This is a genomic window from Dorea sp. 210702-DFI.3.17, from assembly GCF_020560825.1.
GTDB classification, from domain to species: Bacteria; Bacillota; Clostridia; order Lachnospirales; family Lachnospiraceae; genus Dorea; species Dorea formicigenerans.
In genome coordinates, this window is the sequence record NZ_JAJCNB010000012.1 from 22,812 (window position 1) to 42,192 (window position 19,381).

Sequence of the window (19,381 nt, forward strand, 5' to 3'; positions counted from 1 at the left end):
TTAAATTGGATAAAATAACTTATAAATCAATCAAAAAAATACCGGAGGTGAATGCATATATTGAACAGGGGAATAGAGTTTTAGGAATCTTAGGATATACAGAACATTCCAGAGGACATGCAGTAAAAGTTGCCGAGACAGCAGGAGATATTTTGGAAAAATTAGGATATAACGAACATACGGTAGAACTTGCCCAAATTGCAGGATATATGCATGATATGGGAAATTGTGTCAATCGTGTAGATCATGCACATAGTTCTGCCCTGATGGCATTTCAGCTACTTCGGGAATGGAAGTTTCCAGATGAAGATATCGCGGCAATTGTCAGTGCAATCGGTCAGCATGATGAACAAACTGGGACTGCAGTAGATGCTGTTTCTGCGGCATTGATCCTGGCAGATAAGACAGATGTCAGAAGAAACCGTGTAAGGAATCCAATCAAAGAGAATTTTGATATGCACGATCGTGTTAATTATGCGGCAGTTGCCTCCAGTCTTCAGGTTAATGTTGAGAAGAAAGTGATCTTATTGGAAATTGAACTTGATGAAGAAATATGCTCCATTTTAGATTATTTTGAAATATTCCTGCAGCGCATGCTGATGTGTAAAAGAGCAGCAGAAATACTGGGATTAAAATTTAAAATGAAAGCCAATGGAAATAAAATCTGTTGATTATAAAGAATAAAAAAGTATAAATAAAATGCAAATAAAAAGAAGTGCCACTGTGGGATGTGACACTTCTTTTCGTTGCCGAAGCATCTGGAAGAACCTGCCAGTGACAGGTTCTTCCGGTAAGAGGGGAAATTACATTTATGAGAAAATTCTATCTCACAGGAAAACACTCTCAATGGGAGAGAAAATTATCCTTCAATGGAGATGAATTTTTTCTCTGGTTCAGCTGGTTTTGCTTCTTTCTTTGGAATGAAGAGTTTCAAGATACCGTGTTTGAACTCAGCCTTGATATCCTCTTCTGTAACATCTTCTCCAACATAGAACGTTCTCTGGCAGGCACCGGCGTAACGCTCACGACGAAGATAACGTCCTGTATCTTTCTCCTGTTCGTCCTGATCCAAACCTTTTGCTGCACTGATGGTCATGTAACCGTCTTTCAATTCAGCGGTGATTTCATCTTTCTTAAAGCCCGGAAGATCCATCTCTAACTCATAACCGTCTTTTTTCTCTTTGATATCAGTTTTCATAAGGTTGTGAGCATGATGTCCGTAAAGTTTTTTCTCTGCACGACGCTCTGCTTTGTCATCGTAAAATGGAAAGTTAAAGAAATCATCAAATAAATTATCATTAAAAATGCTAGGTAACATAAGTCATTCCTCCTAAAAATATATACTAAAATCGTTATAATCAAATTATTCATCTATGTGATCCGCAGGCGGTTCTTTTGAACCGCCACGGTTACAAAGAAGGTGTAACAAATCTAAAACTTGTATACAGTTTTGCTGTGAAATTATCCTTCAATGGAAATGAATTTCTTCTCCGGTACAGCCTTTGCTTCCTTCTTAGGAATTGTCATCTTCAAAGTACCATTCTCGAAGCTGGCCTTAATATCTTCCTCTGTAACAGCATCTCCAACATAGAAGCTACGGTTGCAGGAACCACTGTAACGCTCACGGCGGATATATTTGCCATCTTCATCTTTCTCATCTTTGTTCTGATTAGATGTAGCATGGATTGTTAAGTAACCATCTTTCAACTCTGCTGTGACATCTTCTTTTTTAACACCTGGAAGATTCATCGTCAGTTCATAATCATTATCATTCTCTTTAATGTCTGTGTTCATGAGGCTTGTATTGCTGTAATCCCATGAATTCCAACCATCATCAAACCAATTGTCCAATAAGTTTTCTCCAAAAATACTAGGTAACATCATAAGTCATATCTCCTTTCAAAAGACATTCATAAAATATATTTAAGCACTGTCGGAGAAATCCGATGTGTTGTGTGCCAGAACCTTTCGGATCAGGAATCTTATCTTTCTTTTTGTTCCCTTCCTTTGTTCTAACTGTAATATAACACCTATTATTAGCACTGTCAAGAGGTGAGTGCTAATTATTTTGTGAAAAATCTGTGAACTGTTTTTTTGTACAAAAATAAGAGGTTGTGGCACTGAATTTTCAATGCTGTAACCTCTTATTTTCAATGTTAATATTTTTTTTGCTGATTTTTCCAATAATCCGCATCATTACGGAAGTTTCGTTCTGCGCCTGTTTTTCCCCATCCCGCGGCAGTACGGGCATCATACTCTGCTTTTAATTGATTGGTACGGGCATCATAACGAGCTTTCGCACGCTGATCCGCTTCACGCTCTTGCCGTTCTCTTTCGGCTCTTTCCTGGTCCCATTTGTTATTTGAGTTATAAGAAACAGTAGAACCGGTATACGAACCGGAATTAACCAGGCGTTCATGTCTCATTATTCGAAACGCAATTCGACCTGCTGATAAGAAAAACCAGGCAATAGGTATTCCCAAAACAAAACCTGCAAGAAAATATGCTACCGTGTTTAACCCTGAAACCACCTGATTTTCACTGACAGTAGACACAAAGAAGCAGCCTATAAAAATTGCGCCTATTGTCACCAACTTCCTTTTCCATAAATATCCTGCAATACATTGCAAGCCCACAAAGTATAAAAAGAGTGTTCCTCCTACAATGATTCCTATAGTTAACAGCCAATTTGAACGAAAGCTAAATGTAAATCCCTTTCGTTTTCAGATGAATTTCATTATACAGTATTTTATTCGACAGAGCAATGTGATTATACTGAATACACCGCAGAAATACACTGCTTTCTACACTAGATAAAAGGTGTGATTTGTGATAAAATGAATCAATACGGCAAAAGATAAATCAAGAATAGCCGGGATTAATTTAAAGCCAGGGCATAGAGGCCTTGGGCGTGAGAAAGGGAAAGCCTGATCTGCAATAAGAGCAGATCAGAGGTAAAAGAGAGATGGAAACAAAAAAGAACAAAAGAAGCACCTTTTCGGGGAAGATAGGTTTCGTACTGTCTGCGGCGGGTGCATCAGTAGGATTGGGAAATATTTGGAGATTCCCGTATCTTGCAGCAAAGTATGGTGGAGGAATTTTTCTTCTTATTTATATTTTGCTCGCATTGACATTCGGTTACACAATGATTGTTGCCGAATCAGCTTTGGGACGTATGACAAGAAAAAGTCCTGTAGGAGCATTTAAAGCATTTGGAAAGAAAGCGGGGTGGCTCTCCTTTGGAGGCTGGATCAATGCAATCATTCCAGTGCTGATCGTACCATATTATTCCGTGATCGGAGGCTGGGTCATTAAGTATCTGATTGAGTATGTGAAGGGAAATGGTACAAAACTGGCGGCAGATGGATATTTTTCTGAATTTATTTCAAATGGAGCATCGACAGAAATCTGTTTTGTAATTTTCTGTTTGTTCACATTGTCAATCATCTATGCAGGTGTGAGAAATGGAATCGAAAGAGTTTCAAAGTTCATGATGCCGATTTTGGTCGTTCTGTCTGTCATTATTGCGATTTATTCTGTGACAAGACCAGGAGCTATTGAAGGAGTGAAATATTTCCTCGTGCCGAATCTGAAGAATTTTTCATGGATGACGGTTGTGGCGGCTATGGGACAGATGTTCTATTCCCTGTCTATTGCTATGGGTATTCTGATTACATTTGGCTCTTATATGAAAAAAGACAGTTCCATTGAAGATTCTACAAGAAATGTAGAAGTATTCGATACAGCAATTGCAATTATGGCAGGACTTATGATTATTCCGGCAGTTTTTGCATTTTCCGGAGGAGATCCGGATACACTGCAGGCAGGTCCGGCATTGATGTTCATTACAATCCCGAAAGTATTTGCAAATATGGGATTTGGAACAGTTGTAGGAATTTTATTCTTCCTGTTGGTATTATTTGCAGCAGTGACAAGTTCTATTGCACTGACAGAAAGTGCAGTTTCAACCTTTGAAGATGAGATTGGCTGGAGCCGAAGAAAATCTACAGCCGTAATCGGAATTATAATGATTGCCCTTGGAACATTATCCTGTCTTGGATATGGACCGCTGGCATTTGTAAAAATCATTGGAATGCAGTTCCTGGATTTCTTTGATTTCCTGACAAATTCAGTGATGATGCCAATCGCAGCTATGATGACAAGTATATTTGTATCAAAAGTAGTTGGCATAGACCGCATAGAAGAGGAAATCAGACATGGGGAAGCTGCGTTCCGCAGAAAGAAGATATTTGTAGTCATGATTAAATATCTCTGCCCGATTTTTGCTATGATTATTCTGGCAAGTTCCGTGGCAAACGCATTTGGCTGGATTTCCATGTAAATATGTAATTTATATACCATAAAATAATCCCTGGCAGGTACACGCGTGATAGTACCTGCTATGGGATTATTTTATTTTGAGGAGAATTCTATTTTCACATAAAAGAAATGCTTGGCAGGTTAAATCCACATAGATTACAGACCAGTATTATGGTATGATAAAATAAGCTTAACAAATCAAGGAAGTACGTAAGAAAAGGAGAACTTTACTATGGGAATTGACTGGGAAGAAATATTAGATGTAGAAGGCGCAGATATGGCAGAGGTTTACAATGAGAATATACCGGAAGAGGATTCTAAGTATTATGGACTAGTAGTAGAAAATCATTATTCAGGATCAGGGGATACTGTTGGGGCATATATTTATAGCATAATGTGGCACTTTAACCAAGCTGTAGCTTCCTGGTGTTGTCGTGGTCTAACACATGTGTTAGAGGGAGATCCGGATGACCCGTATAATGAACTTGAAGATAAGACTTGTGATGAACTGATAGAGGAATGTATAAAATTAAGTCAGGATGCGAAGCATGCAAAGAGTGCTTTGAGGGATGCTGAACAGAATCTAGATACACTGCTTGATTATTTGGACAAATTTGTTGTTTATTCTTGTAATGCAAACCGTAGTGATAGAAGTGAACTTGAATCGCAATTGGAATATGAAGAGGAGTCTATGTGCTATGATGAAATGCGCGAAAAATATGAAGCTATGACGCATGAAGAACTGATGAAGAAACATATAGAAATCAGTTGGATTGCAGACGCAGCAAAGTTTTTTTCGCAGCTTATAGAATGGTATTATATAAAAGGTTTGGTTGTTGATTTAAAGAATTATTTTAGGGATGCACAGAATCTGAAAGACTTGATAGAGAAGTACAAGAAACCTGAACCTGAAACCTTAGAAATGATCAAACCGAGATCCAAAAAGATAGAGAGAAAAAGCCGGAGTGACTGGGAGGCTGAACGCAAAGCTCAAGAGGCTAAACGAGAGGAAGAACGCAAATTCTCCCAAGAATTTGGTGAAGAAGATGAACTTCCGCTGTAGGAATATGATAAGAAAGGCAAAACGAAAAAACTCTGACCGGATTAAAGTCCGGCCAGAGTTTTTGTTTTCTCATAAAAAAGATAATTAAACAAGTCCCGTCTTCGTATTCAGAGAGATACCGAGGGCCAGTACCAGTAATCCTACTAAGTAAAAGCCCCCACGGTAAATGTAATTCTTTTGCATTAAGCTAATTTTTCTCCAGTTAACATCTCATAGCTCTGTAAGTATTTGTCGATTGTTTTCTCGACGATTTCATCCGGAAGGGTCCAGTCATTATCCGGATTTGCTTTCAGCCAGTCACGGGCGAACTGCTTGTCGAAGGACGGCTGTCCATGACCCGGCTCATAACCATCTGCTGGCCAGAAACGGGAGCTGTCTGGTGTGAGCATCTCGTCCCCAAGTACCATGTTACCGTTCTCATCAAGACCGAATTCAAATTTTGTATCAGCAATGATGATACCGCGTGTCAGTGCGTAGTCCGCACATTTCTTATAAAGAGCGATGGTGTAATCGCGAAGTTTCTTGGCATACTCTTCACCTTTTCCAGGGAAGTATTTTTCAAGATGAGCAATGCTCTGCTCATAGGAAATATTCTCGTCGTGGTCACCAATCTCAGCTTTTGTAGATGGTGTGTAGATTGGTTCTGGAAGTTTATCGGACTCTTTTAATCCTTCCGGAAGAGTGATTCCGCAGACTGTTCCATTTTCTTTATAGCTTGCCCATCCGCTTCCTGTAATGTATCCGCGGACAATGCACTCGATTGGAAGCATTTCAAGCTTGCGGCACATCATACTGTTGCCATCGAACTCTGGTTTCTGGAAGAACTCAGGCATATCTTTTACATCAGTAGAGATCATATGGTTCGGAATAATGTCTTTTGTCAGATTGAACCAGAACTTGGACATCTGAGTCAGAACAGTTCCTTTTTTTGTAACGACGTTATTAAGAATCACATCAAAACAGCTGATGCGGTCCGTAGCAACCATAATCAGGCTGTCACCGTTATCATAGATTTCACGTACTTTTCCTTCTTTGATTGGTTTCATCTTAATACCTCACTATTATCAATAATTTTATTCGGGTTATCCTGGCGTGGTTTATATTGCCTACTTATAAGTTAAGCAGATTTTATTACAAAAAACAATAGCTAATTGCTTCAAAACATGAAAATTCATGCTGTTTTATAAGGATTATAAAACAATATTGTAAGCATTTATAAACGCAGCTTATCTAATGAGACGTATTTCTCAACAATTGATAGTTGATATTCCGCTTGTTAGAAAAACAGCAGGTCAGAGTATGTCATCGGAGTGGGAACAAAAGTGTAACTTCAAAGACTCCGGATACATTTTCAGAGGCGAAGGCTGAACTTGTATTCTGAGAAATGTTATGGTTTCCCGGGCTGTCTGATGATGTTTTCTTTGTCAGAAGCATTTCGCCGTCCATCATCTGCATCATCCGCTGGACATTACGAAGTCTGATATTGCTGCTTCCGACATCAGAATGTTCTTGCTTGATTGCATTGGAAACAGTCACAGTAAAGCGCTGTTTACGGATGGAACTGCGGACGATGACCGGAGTTCCTTTGTCTCCATATTTTAAAATATTAGAGAACAGATTGGTAAAAATGCGATTGATCATTGTTTTGTCGCTGAGCAGAATACCAGTCACTTCTGGAATTTTAACATTTGTCGTAAATCCGGCCAGACTAATGAAATCGCAATTTTCCTGAATACATTGAAAAATATAATCAGTAGACAGCCAGGACATGTCAGGAGTTTCCTGCTCTTCGGAAACAAGGGCGTAGCTGAACATTTGATCCGTCAGTTCTTTAATATCGGAAGCTTTTTTCAGACACCGGTCCAGATAATCCGCCTGCTTTTCAGGAGTTCTTCCAAGCCTTAATACTTCCAGATATCCGGTCAGAATTGTAAGTGGCGTCCGTAAATCATGGGAGAGTGCTGTGATCAGATCCTGATTTGCTTTTCGGCTTTCTTGCTCACGGACAATATTTTCATTTAAAGAGATGCGAAGATGATTCAACTCATTTGCCAAAATGCCAATTTCATCTTTACTATATTGCGGAACCGGGTGGGTCAAATCCCCTGTGGACATCAGCAAAATTTCCTGCTCCAGAGCCAGTACTTCACGCATCTTCCGGTTCATGAAGAACAGGACGATTCCAAGAAAGACCAGGACACTTAAAAGTAGCGAAAGAAACATATAAGGGTAAATGAAAAGGGCACGCTGGTAATTGACAACAACGACTTGAGCTTTTCTGTTTTGAAATTGGAGATACCCTTGACGAAAATCTTCCCCTTCCCCATCAGTTAACCTGTATCCAAGATCGAAAAAAGTCCGGAAACCGGAATGCTTTTCGTCCATAATTTTTGCATATTGTCCTGTAATATAAAGACCATCCTCCTGTTCGTAAAGATAAATGCTTGTGTATTTATCTGCCAGATCTAGAAGGGGTTTTATTGCTTTTGCGGCAGCTTCCTCGTCTGAGGATTCTGGAAGTGATAAATTTTGTGCAGTTTCGTCCAATTTCGTCCAGAAATCTTCGTCATCAATCTGGGACTGTAAAATTTCAAAATTGCCTGTCCAGTTTACCAGAGTCCATTTATTTAGCCAAAGCAGTTCGAATAATGTTGCAGAAATCGTCAGAGCCAGAAGCAAGATCAAAAGAAAACGGTTCTGTAATTTCATGGTACTGAATTTTTTTTTCATGCTGTTACCTCATTGTTACTGAATGAAAATTATTAGTCGCAACGATACCCTTTTCCCCAGACTGTTTTAATTAGTTCAGGATTACCGGGATGATCTTCCACTTTGGAGCGTAAGTTTCGAATATGTACGGTGACAGTATTATTTGCACCGTAGTAATAAGGCTCCTGCCAGACAGACTCAAAAAGACGCTGGGCAGAAAATGTCTGGTGGCGGTTCGTGACCAGCAGTTCCAACATGGAGTATTCCGTTTCTGTAAGGTCTAAAAGCTGCCCATTTTTATGAACCTCCCGGACAGTCTGGTTTATTTCCAGATCGTGAAAGAGCAGGATACGATGCCTGGAGTCAGAAGCATTCAATATACTAGCTATTGGATCAGCAGTCGGATTAACAGAAGCACTATTGATACTTTGATTGCAGCTTTCATTTTTCCCTTTGTATACCTGGTAACGCCGAATCAATGCTTTGCTTCGGCTGATCAGTTCGTTGTAGGAAAATGGTTTTGCCAGATAATCATCACCGCCACTGGAAAAGCCAAGCGTCTTATCGCATTCTTTTGTGCGGGCACTTAAAAATAGAATTGGCGCATTGCTCAGTTCCCGGATTTTCCGGCATGTCTGATAGCCATTTGGCCCAGGCATCATAATATCCAGAATAATCAGGTCGAAATCCTGCTGCTCAATGAGTGTAAGTGCCTGCGCCCCATTTTCTGCTTCAGATACTTCGAAACCTTCCCCACCAAGCAGCACATTTATAATTTCCCGGATTTCCGGGTTGTCATCTACGATTAAAATACAAGTCTTATCCATAGAAATAACTCCTTTCGATAGATCCTATTATACAGGAATTTAGAAAAAATAAAAAATCTTCTTAAGAAACTTTAAGATTTAATTAGGCATTTTCTTAAGGGATGAGTGTTAAACTTTGGGCATACTGAATGATAAAGCAGAGATGACGAGTAGTGTCTTCTGCAGGGACTGAATTTATGGAGGTATGCAAAATGGACAGAATCAGTATTGTGGTTCCGTGTTTTAACGAAGAGGAAGCGTTGCCGGTGTATTATCGGGAGATGAAGCGCGTCATGGGCGAGCTGTCAGAGGTTTCCTTTGAGATCCTTTTCGTGGACGATGGTTCCAGCGACAAGACTTTAGAAATATTGAAACAATTAAATGCAAAAGATGGAAGATGTGAATATTTATCTTTCTCCAGAAACTTTGGAAAAGAAGCAGCTATATACGCGGGGCTTAAACATGCAAGTGGAGACTATGTGGCAACGATGGACGTAGATCTCCAGGATCCACCTGGACTTCTTCCGGAAATGTATCGTATTTTGAAGGAAGAACCTTATGACAGTGTTGCGACAAGACGTGCCACCAGAACCGGAGAGCCAAAAATCCGCTCCTTCTTATCTGAGACATTTTATAAGTTTATTAACAGCATTTCCAAGACAGAAATTGTCAATGGTGCAAGAGATTATCGGCTGATGAAACGGATTATGGTGGACGCCGTATTGGAAATGAGTGAATATAATCGTTTCTCGAAGGGAATTTTCGGCTGGGTCGGATTCCGTACAAAATGGCTGGAATTCCAAAACGTGGAGCGTTCGGCAGGAGAAACAAAATGGTCTCTTCGGAAACTATTTTCTTATTCGCTGGAAGGAATTACCGGATTTTCAGTAGCACCTTTGTCTCTGGCATCTGTTATGGGAGTAGGGTTCTGCGCGTTGGCATTTATTATGATTGCAGTAATCATAGTACGGACATTAATTTGGGGCGATCCGGTTGCAGGCTGGCCGTCAATGGTATGTATTATCTTTTTGGTGAGCGGGGTTCAACTGTTCTGTCTTGGAATCGTGGGAGAGTATCTGGCTAAGACATATCTGGAGACGAAGCACCGTCCGATATTTATATTGAAAGAAAGTAAAGTTCAGACGGCAGGAAAAGTAGCAGGAGACAGCTTTGTGGGAAGCGGTGTGAATGCTGTAATGCAAGAAAAGAAATCCGGGGAGGAATCTCATGAAGACAAGACAGTCAAAGCGTCTGCATAATCAAAATGTTGGAACAGCAAAGCTGGTGCATCTGCATAATAATGAAGAAACAACGATGTCAAAATATCTGTATTATGCAGGGTATGTAATACTTGCAGTACTGACATTATTTTTCTGCTGGATGTTTTGCCTCAGATGGGGAGTATTTGGAGCGAAGGTGGACTGGATCAGCCAGCACAGTGTTATTCCGGATTATTTCAGAAAACAGTTTTATGAGACAGGAAATCTATTCCCGGAATTCGCTATGAACCTGGGCGGAGGACAGAACATATACAATTATTCATATTATGGACTTTACAGTCCGTTATTTTTGTTGTCCTACGCATTGCCTTTTGTGAAAATGTCTACGTATGTTATTGTTATGGAAATGCTATGCTTGATGGCTTCGGTGCTTTTATTGTATCTGTGGCTGAATCGAAAAGGAGTTGGCAGAGCTGTCAGCTTCGCTGTGGCTGCTATTTTTTTGCTGACGGGACCTATGATCTGCCAGTCCTACAGCCAGATTATGTTCGTTAATTACATGCCATTTTTAATCCTGGCTATGATGGGCGTGGACAGATACTTTGAAAAAAGGCGTTCAGGGCTTTTGGCAGTCAGTACATTTCTTATGATCATGACCAGCTTTTACTTCAGTATCGGAGGAATGCTGGCGTTGGTAATCTATGGAATTCATTGTTACGGACGAAAACTGGAAGAAAAAAATGAGCGTGCCGCAGTAAAAGGGTTTCTGTGCGAGGGCGTGAGATTTCTTCTGCCTATGATTTTTGCAGTACTGGCAAGCGGAGTCCTTCTTGTGCCGACAGCCATTGCATTGATTGGAAGAAGTTCCGGTGAATCTTCCGGAGGCAGCGCGAATGCAGAAAGTCTGTCGGTATTGCTTGGAAGTGGAAATGCAACAAAAATCCTGAAAGGACTTTTCTTTCCACAACTTAGATTGTCAGGAGTTTTTTATTCACCGTATGGTCTGGGATTCGGAACGTTGATGCTGACGGTGCTTGTTGCGACCATGTTCAGGCGAAGATGGAGTGACAGCGTAATGGCGTGGATCATTGCCATTGTCGCAGGCGTGCCGGTTTTTGTATACATTTTAAATGGGGGACTTTATCTGAGGGACAAGGCACTGATCCCGTTAATTCCGCTTTTTTGCTATATGCTTGCCATGTATTTAAAGAAGGTGAGCTGTGAAGAGTTTTCGTGGGGCGGCTGTATTCCATATGTTGTCACGATGGAACTTATCTATATAGGAAGAAACCAGGAAGGGATGGGAAATCTGTGGCCATTTTTGATGACAGAATCTCAGATTATGTTTGGTTGTTATCTGGCAACAGGTGTGATAAAAGAAGAGTGGAGAAAACGAAGGAAGACAATCTGGAGAATTAGAGGAACAGTTTTAATTTTAGCAGGTTCTATGGCGGTATTTCTGGCAGTATTTGATAATCAGTATGCCAAAGAAAAACAGGAGATGCTGGATACAACATTTTATAAACAGGTAACAGATTCTAAAATCACAGATGCAATTCAGACAGCAACCGATGAGGCAAAAAAAGATGGAGGATTTTACCGGACAGTCCAGCTTGGCACTGACGATGAAAATGCAGCAAATTTAAATCGTGTGTGGAACACAGATCAGTACATTTCTTCTATCTATTCTTCTTCCTATAATAAGGCCTACCAGAATTTTAGAAAGGATACATTTGGGCTGGAACAGCCTTACCGGAATTTTCTGATGCAATCTGAGGAGTCAAATCCGATTTATGCGAGATTCATGGGCGAAAAATACATTGTTACAAAGTCTAAGATGAAAGGTGTCAGGCTTCTTGGAAAGTCGGGGGAGTGGAAGATTTATGAAAATGAAAGTGCAGCTTCGATCATCTATGGAACAAGCCAGGTTATGAGTGAGAAAAATTATGATAAGTTGGACTATCCATATAATCAGACAACGCTTCTTCAGAAGGCAGTTGTGCCGGAGAGTGCCACGAAGCAGACGGACAGTATAGAGGCGGTGGACAATTTGCACAACGCAGTACTGCGATTTGGGGAAAACTCATGCATTTCCGAGGCAGACGGTGGATATCATATTTTTGCCAGGAAGGATACAAAAGTCAAAGCAGAGATTGTGAGCCAGATAGACATAAATTCAGTGAATACAGTGAATACAGAGAATGCCGGTGAAAACACAAACGTTGCGAATGAAACAAAAACAGATTCTGGTAACAGAGTTTTATTACTTCGGTTCAAGGTCAAGAATCTGAAACCCTCAAAAGATCTGACAATCTGGGTGGATGGCAATCGTAATAAACTGAGCGCTAAGCAGCGGGTCTATTATAATGATAACACAACGTTTACTTATGCAGTGGCACTTGAGGGTGATGAAAATCAGGTAGAGGTTACATTTAGCAAAGGAAAATATAATCTGTCTGATGTGGAAGCATATATAGCAACGTTGCCGGGAACAGAGCTTTATGAATCAGAGTTTTTACAAAATAGCACAAAGACAAAGGGAAACGTAATTGCCGGAAATCTGACAATGCAAAAGTCAGGATATCTGATTACTTCGATTCCATACGATTCCGGATTTAAAATTCAGGTTGATGGAAAAAATGTAAAAAGTGAGAAAGTAAATACAGCGTTCCTTGGCTGTAAGATGAAGGCAGGGGAGCATGACATTGTCATCACATACCATGCACCGGGGATGGCAGCAGGAAAAGTGATGTCCTTTGTCGGAATGATGGGATTTCTTATTTTATCTGTGTTAGAACATGTTGACACAAAAAAATGAAAGTGGTAAATTTAAAAGAGAAGTTAGCGAGTGCTAAATACGTCAGATGAGCCGGAATCATTTGACCGACACCGCCAGTGAGGCTCGAATCATATAGGAAAGAGGGAATCTAACATGGGAAGATATTATCGTTTATCTAAGAAAATCACAGATGATATGGCAACCGCAATTTTGAACGAGATTAATGAACTGGAAAATGTTCAGACAGCAAGAATAACAGAAGATAATAAGTATCTGTTCGTGGACACGAAGGATCAGCAGTATCCAGAGGTTATGACACGTGCATTGAATATCTGCAGCCGTCTGGGTGGCAAATGCGAACTTTCATTTGCAGGTTTTGAAGGTGGATTCCAACCATAAGGTGTAAGAAAAAATATAAAAATCCGGATTTGCGTAATATCACATGGTTAGTGAGGACTGCGAAAAATCCGGATTTTTTGATTTTGTTGTTTTTTATTAACGGTTATTTCGTTCATGCAGCTTATACAGAACAATTAGTTTTTCTCATTATCTGCGAGGTACTTTTTTAAAGCGGAAAAACTCTCTGAGCTGATGACATGCTCAATCTTACATGCATCTTCAGCGGCAGTTTCCGGATCCACCCCAATTGAAGTCAGAAAACTTGTCAGGAATGTGTGACGTTCGTAAATTTTCCCGGCAATTGCCATACCACTGTCTGTCAGGTTGATATAACCATTTTCATCAACAGTAATATAATTATTTAATCGAAGATTCTTCATTGCAACACTGACACTCGGCTTAGAAAAAGAAAGCTCATGTGCAATATCAATTGACCTGACATTTCCAAGTCTGTTTTTCAGAACCAGTATTGTTTCCAGATAATCTTCGGCAGATTCACGTATTACCATAATAAACACCTCGCTTTGCGGTAAAATAATCCCCTGTCCGTTGGAATTGTATTAGAAATTATATCATAAAATGGGAAGTTGTTCAATTTCTATTGGAGGAATTGAACTGATAATAAATTTCAAAAAATTTCTCACTGGTCATGGCAGAGGATATATAGTATAAGGTTGATGACAAAGAAGGACTTTTCTATTACAATATTATCCATAAGAGTTGGTATGATTGTAAAAGAGAAGTCTTTTACTTATAAAAGTAGATTAAAACAGATTTGGTAAGAATTTTTAGGATTGAGCATGCAAGTACAGGGAGGGGGAGATTTAAAATGATTTATATAACCGGTGACTGCCACAGTAATTTTGAACGATTTAACACCCGGAATTTCCCGGAACAGAAAGAGATGACAAAAGATGATTATGTCATAATCTGCGGAGATTTCGGCGGGGTGTGGAACAAAGATGGGGAAAGCAAGATGGAAACGAGTGCTCTTGACTGGCTGGACGGCAAAGCATTTACTACATTATTTGTTGACGGAAACCATGAGAATTTTGACCGCCTGTATGCCTATCCGGTGGAAAAAAAGATTCGGCAGACAGCCAGATTTAAAAAATGGTTTTTTGGACATTATCATGATAATCGAAACGTAACAAAGGATGAATTACTGCTGTGGGAGCAGATTATCAGAATATCGTAGAGAAAATATTTATTACGAGCGACAAATGTTTGTGTGATACAATGATGTGTATAAGAAAATGAGAAAGGGTGAAAAAATGAAAATCAGTGAATTTTTTGAATATAATAATCAACAGGTATTAGAAGAAAATGAGAATATATTAGAGTATTTGGAACAGATTTTTGGGAAATCAACGGAGATAGATCGCGAAGGAAAAAAAGAATTTACTTTCGGAAAGGTAATAGGTCTTGTAACAGATAGCTTTTTAGATGAAAAGACAAAACGTCAGAAGGTATCTATGCTATTGTGTGATGCGGATTCTAAGTTATTACTTTGGAATGGACGACCTGTGGAAATATTAAGAACCAACCCCGAAAATCGTCTGGAAGAGAAAAAATCTTATATTCAGGGTCTTTTCTTTAGTGGAAGTGAATTATTTACAAGAAATCCTCAGCCTTGCGAAGAGGTTCCCGGGGCAAATATGGTCACGTCTTTCGTTTCTGATTTGGACGAGGAAATAAGAACTGCCGAGGAAACAGATGAAAATATTCTATCACTGAAAAATAAACTGGAGGACCAGGGCTATCATTGTAATATCAAGGTTCTCGCCCAGTTCCTTTTGGGGTTGAATACAAATCAGCTCATAATTTTACACGGAGCACCGGGCATGGGAAAGACAAGTTTTGTATCAAATATAGCCAGAGCGCTTGGATTTGCATATAAGATCATTCCAGTAAGACCGAACTGGATTGATAATCAGGATCTGACAGGATATTTTAACCCGGTAGAACGAAGATATTATTCCACCCCATTTCTGGATGCACTTTGTGAGGCAAAGGAGAATCCCCAAAAGCATTATCTCATTTGTCTGGATGAGATGAACCTTGCGCATGTAGAGTATTATTTCTCAGACGTGTTAAGCAGTATGGAATCAGGAGAAGGAATTCCATTATATGCTCATAAAGACCAGGAAAATGCATGGAAGAGACAGGAAGCTATCATGGCATCTCATAATGAGAATACCGTAGAATGGCTGGATGCAAAGACTGATCAGGAAAATCTTAAAAATCGTTATACACCGGAATTTGAAATTCCGCAGAATGTAACATTTGTAGGAACCCTCAATATGGATGCGACTACCAATGATCTAAGCCCGAAGGTGATTGACAGAAGCTGCATTATAAAAGTGACAAAAGATGCAGGAGAGACTTTGTGCCCATTTGAACAAGGTGTTATGACTTGGGAAGAGATGCAGGGAGAAGATTCATTTGAAAAACAGCTTTTGAAAGCTCTGAAGAAAGATGTTTCCAATCGTGTGGAGAGACAAAGAGTCAGAATGAGAGAGAGACTAAAGAGTGGATACTTAAAGGAACAGCTTTCCGACAGAGATTTCCAGGACATGTTTCTTGCAATGAAAGTGTTGCCAGCCCTGAACGTAGAGGAAGTGGAGTGCATGCTGGATGATGGAGAATTCTCCATTGGTGATTTTCTTATTGAGGGCGGAGATGTGAACTGGGAGAAAATGTATCCGTTGACAGTCACATATCTGAAACAAATGTGCAGTCCGGAAGAGAAAACCATGAATTATTGGAGAATGAATTAACAAAAGAGGAATACAAATGCAGGCAGTTTTTTTGAATAATAAAACATGCGAGAGAGTACATCCTGTAAGGATTTGTAAGGATAATCCGGATGCGGAACCATTTTATGAAGGAATGGATGAGCCTTTAAGAGAGATTCACGATATCTGGATCATGCAGTATCTGAGAGTCGATGGAGCTTATTTTCCGAGAATTGCTTTTGAGGCAAACGAAGATGAAAATATAGAATTCGATTCAAATCAGGAATATGAGATACTGTCCAGGAAAACAGATGGGTATATTTATTTCATTCCGGAAAATTTTAATATCTATACAGTTGGAGATGCACAATTCTTTTACCGGAAGAATGGAAAGAAACAAAAAATCCGAATACATGTTGCTTCTATGCTGGATGGGGAAACCTATGAGAAAATTCTAAAGGAACTGACAGCAATCAGTATCCGTTTTCTTTTTATGACTATGAATGATGGGAAAAACAGGCGTATAAAAAGGGAGTACCTGACAGAGTATGAATTGGAAATTCATCAGCTGGAACACACAATTAAAGAAATGTCAGAGACCTTAAAAGCATTGGACCGGGAGCCGGTAACGGATATGATAAACCGGCCGGCGAGACAGAATTTCAGACAGGTAAAACATCTGGACGCCAATGTTATTATGGATCATTATGTGTTAAAGAAACCGAAGGTGCGTACAAGAGTCCATGAAAAAACATTTCATATTTATGAAAACCAGAAGGTATATAATTTTGTGAAATTACTGGAGAAGCGTCTGTGGGCACTGGAACAGGAACTGGAAGATAAGAAAATGCAGATGAATCGGGCAGCTCAAGGAGAAAATAGATCCAAGTATGATGATGTAGAAGAAAATTCGGGTGTTGCAGGAACGAAAAAATCCATAGATGAACTATGTAGTACCATTGCAAATCTTAAGGGAAAACTTCAGGCTGTTTACCAGCTTCCTATGTTTAAAAATGAGAAATATAAAGAACAAAAGGTATATCCGCTGCAGACTTCTAATCTTTTTGTAAATCATAAAAGATATAAGAAATTATTTCATCAAATGCGGACTTATCGAGAGATGGGAGAGCTTGTCGAGGAGACAGTGCAATATAGCAGCTACCATAAATCATCGGAAATCTATGAAATCTGGTGCTATTTTAAAATATTAGAAATATTCATCTTGGAGAAAGGATATGTCATTGATCGGATATCCTGGCCGGGGAAAAAGGAAAAGCCGTTTGTATTCGAATCATGGGAAAATCGGGATTACAGTAAAGTGGTTCACGCTATAAAAAAATATATTGAAAATCGTGAAAAAAGAGATTCTGTGAAAATACTGGAAGAACTGGTGATCCATATTACCAACGGGGAAAATGATATTTATCTGGGCTATAATTGTACATTTCAAGGGAAAAAAGTTTCAAAAGCAGAAGTGGATGAAGAAGGAGCAGTCCAGTACAGCACAGAGCAGCTAAGACCGGACATTTTTCTGATTCTCAATAAAGAAATATTCTTCGCCTGTGATGCAAAGTATAAGAATTATTCAAAGGAGTTCATGGGAATACAGGCCTGGTACACAGATTTATTCGAATGTGGAGCCTATAAATATATTTACCGACTGAATCTTGGAAATGTTACGGATGAAAATTCGGGTAAATGTATGCTTCCAGTGAAGAAAAAATTTGTGGGAGAGGATAGTCTGAAGCCGGTTCTGAAAAATGGAGGAGTCTGTATACTTACACCGGCTATTTCAGATTCAGACATGCCGTCATATTATAATGGGTTCGAAATCGATAAAAAATATGAGACATTTTTGGAATTACTACAAGAAGGAAAAGTGAATCGGGATTATAGAGGATGTGAAATACTGGATTCTAGAGAATATAGTTGTAAATTGAAAGAAGCAATCTGTGGCGAGGATGGAAGAGAATCAAAGTACGAATACAGGATAGCATCTACAAAATTTCTTCCGGGAAACGACAGGGGATTTTACAATTTGTTTTATGAGGCATTCGAATATGGTCAGGCACATTTTTTAAAAGCAGTATTTTGATTGGAAATTAAGTGGGCAGTTTGAAAAACTGTGATTAAAATTAAATGATTATATGGAGAGTGAAGAGGTGTATTATTGTCATAATAAAAAATAATTTAGTCAAAATCAGATAAAATGACTAAAATAAATTGATTGAAGTGTAATTGAATGGTAGAATATCATATAGAAAGTGTTGAAATCAGAATGAGGTATATGAATGAGATATTTTGATTTTGAAAAAAATTACAATAAATTACTTACTCCTGAAATTGTTTCGTATTTGACTCAAATTCATGAGTTTAAAGGACTTCACTCCGATGTGGAATCGCAGAAAGAGATTTTGGCTGAATTAGTAGAAATTGCCAAAATTCAGAGTACAGAGGCTTCAAACAGGATTGAAGGAATTATTACAACGGATGACCGTTTGAAGATGATTGTAAAAGAGAAAACAATGCCAAAGACTAGAAGCGAAAAAGAAATTGCTGGTTATAGAGATGTCCTTGCAACGATACATGAGAGTTATGAATATATTCCAATCAGATCAAATATGATTCTTCAGCTGCATAGAGATTTGTATAAATTCAGTGGAAGTAGTGTGGGTGGTAATTTCAAGGCAGCAGACAATGTGATAGCGGAAGAATTGCCAGATGGGACAAGAAGAGTACGGTTTGAGCCGGTTCCATCCTGGGAAACACCGGAAGCAGTTAATAATTTGTGTGATGATTTCAATGCAGCAATGAATAAACACACGATGGATCCGTTGATTTTAATTCCTATGTTTATACTGAATTTCTTATGCATCCATCCATTTTCTGACGGAAATGGTCGTATGAGTAGATTGCTTACATTGTTAGCACTTTATCGATGTGGGTATAACGTTGGACAGTACATAAGTATTGAAAAACTGATATCAGACACAAAAGAAAGCTATTATGAAGCTCTCCAGGAAAGTTCTTGCAATTGGCATGAAGAGGAAAATGATTACGAACCATTTGTGAAATACATGCTGGGAATTATTGTTGCTGCATACAGAGATTTTACGGATCGAGCAGCACTTCTGACTAATAAAACAATGTCAAAACCTGACCGTATCAGAGAGGTGATCAAAGGTACATTGGGTAAAATAACCAAGGCAGAAATAATGGAACAGTGTCCAGGCATCAGCCAGACAACCGTGCAGCGAGCACTGAATGAACTGCTTAAGAATAACGAGATAATTAAAATTGGTGGCGGAAGATATACTTCGTACGTATGGAATAGGGAGAACGATTAA

General features: G+C 39.2%; 17 protein-coding genes. 10 read left to right on the forward strand and 7 right to left on the reverse strand.

The features are described from left to right. The first annotated feature begins 5 nt into the window (after positions 1-5). Positions 6-671 (forward strand): HD domain-containing protein, encoded by a 666-nt coding sequence (locus LI149_RS07890; RefSeq protein ID WP_173785537.1) that lies wholly within the window; start codon positions 6-8, stop codon positions 669-671. Positions 672-859: 188 nt separating this feature from the next. Here LI149_RS07890 and LI149_RS07895 read toward each other — a convergent pair whose 3' ends face one another. The 3 genes from LI149_RS07895 to LI149_RS07905 form a co-directional block, all read right to left on the reverse strand. Beyond that, positions 860-1,318, reverse strand: coding sequence for an Hsp20/alpha crystallin family protein (locus LI149_RS07895; protein ID WP_005330909.1), 459 nt, complete (start codon positions 1,316-1,318; stop codon positions 860-862). A gap of 143 nt (positions 1,319-1,461) precedes the next feature. Next, positions 1,462-1,884: an Hsp20/alpha crystallin family protein gene (locus tag LI149_RS07900; RefSeq protein WP_005330910.1), complete on the reverse strand. Its 423-nt coding sequence runs from the start codon at positions 1,882-1,884 to the stop codon at positions 1,462-1,464. 272 nt (positions 1,885-2,156) lie between these two features. Next, positions 2,157-2,591 carry a hypothetical protein gene (locus tag LI149_RS07905; RefSeq protein ID WP_173785538.1) on the reverse strand — a complete coding sequence of 145 codons (435 nt, stop codon included), beginning with the start codon at positions 2,589-2,591 and terminating at the stop codon, positions 2,157-2,159. Between the two features lie 374 nt (positions 2,592-2,965). On the opposite strand from LI149_RS07905, the gene LI149_RS07910 reads away from it, so the two are divergent. Both LI149_RS07910 and LI149_RS07915 read left to right on the forward strand, forming a co-directional pair. Then, on the forward strand, positions 2,966-4,342 hold the full coding sequence (locus tag LI149_RS07910) for a sodium-dependent transporter (protein ID WP_173785539.1): 1,377 nt from the start codon (positions 2,966-2,968) through the stop codon (positions 4,340-4,342). A 210-nt stretch (positions 4,343-4,552) separates the two neighbouring features. Further along, on the forward strand, positions 4,553-5,383 hold the full coding sequence (locus LI149_RS07915) for a hypothetical protein (protein WP_173785540.1): 831 nt from the start codon (positions 4,553-4,555) through the stop codon (positions 5,381-5,383). 182 nt (positions 5,384-5,565) lie between these two features. On the opposite strand, the gene LI149_RS07920 is transcribed toward LI149_RS07915, so the two are convergent. The 3 genes from LI149_RS07920 to LI149_RS07930 form a co-directional block, all read right to left on the reverse strand. Further along, positions 5,566-6,429: a phosphoribosylaminoimidazolesuccinocarboxamide synthase gene (locus LI149_RS07920; RefSeq protein ID WP_117494849.1), complete on the reverse strand. Its 864-nt coding sequence runs from the start codon at positions 6,427-6,429 to the stop codon at positions 5,566-5,568. Positions 6,430-6,685: 256 nt separating this feature from the next. Next, the gene (locus LI149_RS07925) at positions 6,686-8,113 is read right to left on the reverse strand and encodes a HAMP domain-containing sensor histidine kinase (protein WP_173785541.1); all 1,428 of its coding nucleotides are present in this window, start codon (positions 8,111-8,113) and stop codon (positions 6,686-6,688) included. Between the two features lie 32 nt (positions 8,114-8,145). After that, entirely contained in the window at positions 8,146-8,919 is a 774-nt protein-coding gene (locus LI149_RS07930) for a response regulator transcription factor (protein WP_173785542.1), read from the reverse strand. A gap of 191 nt (positions 8,920-9,110) precedes the next feature. On the opposite strand from LI149_RS07930, the gene LI149_RS07935 reads away from it, so the two are divergent. The 3 genes from LI149_RS07935 (at position 9,111) to LI149_RS07945 (ending at position 13,296) form a co-directional block, all read left to right on the forward strand. Further along, positions 9,111-10,157, forward strand: coding sequence for a glycosyltransferase family 2 protein (locus LI149_RS07935; protein ID WP_168934143.1), 1,047 nt, complete (start codon positions 9,111-9,113; stop codon positions 10,155-10,157). Further along, a complete protein-coding gene (locus tag LI149_RS07940) occupies positions 10,126-12,936 on the forward strand; it encodes a YfhO family protein (protein WP_227143180.1) in 2,811 nt (936 codons plus the stop codon). The genes LI149_RS07935 and LI149_RS07940 overlap by 32 nt, the downstream gene beginning before the upstream one ends. 114 nt (positions 12,937-13,050) lie before the next feature. Next, the gene (locus LI149_RS07945) at positions 13,051-13,296 is read left to right on the forward strand and encodes a hypothetical protein (RefSeq protein WP_005330927.1); all 246 of its coding nucleotides are present in this window, start codon (positions 13,051-13,053) and stop codon (positions 13,294-13,296) included. 134 nt (positions 13,297-13,430) lie between these two features. Here the strand turns inward: LI149_RS07945 and LI149_RS07950 are convergent, their stop codons facing one another. Beyond that, positions 13,431-13,805, reverse strand: coding sequence for a metal-dependent transcriptional regulator (locus tag LI149_RS07950; protein WP_117494844.1), 375 nt, complete (start codon positions 13,803-13,805; stop codon positions 13,431-13,433). Positions 13,806-14,125: 320 nt separating this feature from the next. On the opposite strand from LI149_RS07950, the gene LI149_RS07955 reads away from it, so the two are divergent. The 4 genes from LI149_RS07955 (at position 14,126) to LI149_RS07970 (ending at position 19,381) form a co-directional block, all read left to right on the forward strand. Next, entirely contained in the window at positions 14,126-14,494 is a 369-nt protein-coding gene (locus LI149_RS07955) for a metallophosphoesterase (protein WP_173785545.1), read from the forward strand. A gap of 58 nt (positions 14,495-14,552) precedes the next feature. Beyond that, positions 14,553-16,076 carry an McrB family protein gene (locus tag LI149_RS07960; RefSeq protein WP_227143181.1) on the forward strand — a complete coding sequence of 508 codons (1,524 nt, stop codon included), beginning with the start codon at positions 14,553-14,555 and terminating at the stop codon, positions 16,074-16,076. Between the two features lie 16 nt (positions 16,077-16,092). Continuing rightward, a complete protein-coding gene (locus LI149_RS07965) occupies positions 16,093-18,129 on the forward strand; it encodes a hypothetical protein (RefSeq protein ID WP_227143182.1) in 2,037 nt (678 codons plus the stop codon). Between the two features lie 196 nt (positions 18,130-18,325). Continuing rightward, the gene (locus LI149_RS07970) at positions 18,326-19,381 is read left to right on the forward strand and encodes a Fic family protein (RefSeq protein WP_227143183.1); all 1,056 of its coding nucleotides are present in this window, start codon (positions 18,326-18,328) and stop codon (positions 19,379-19,381) included.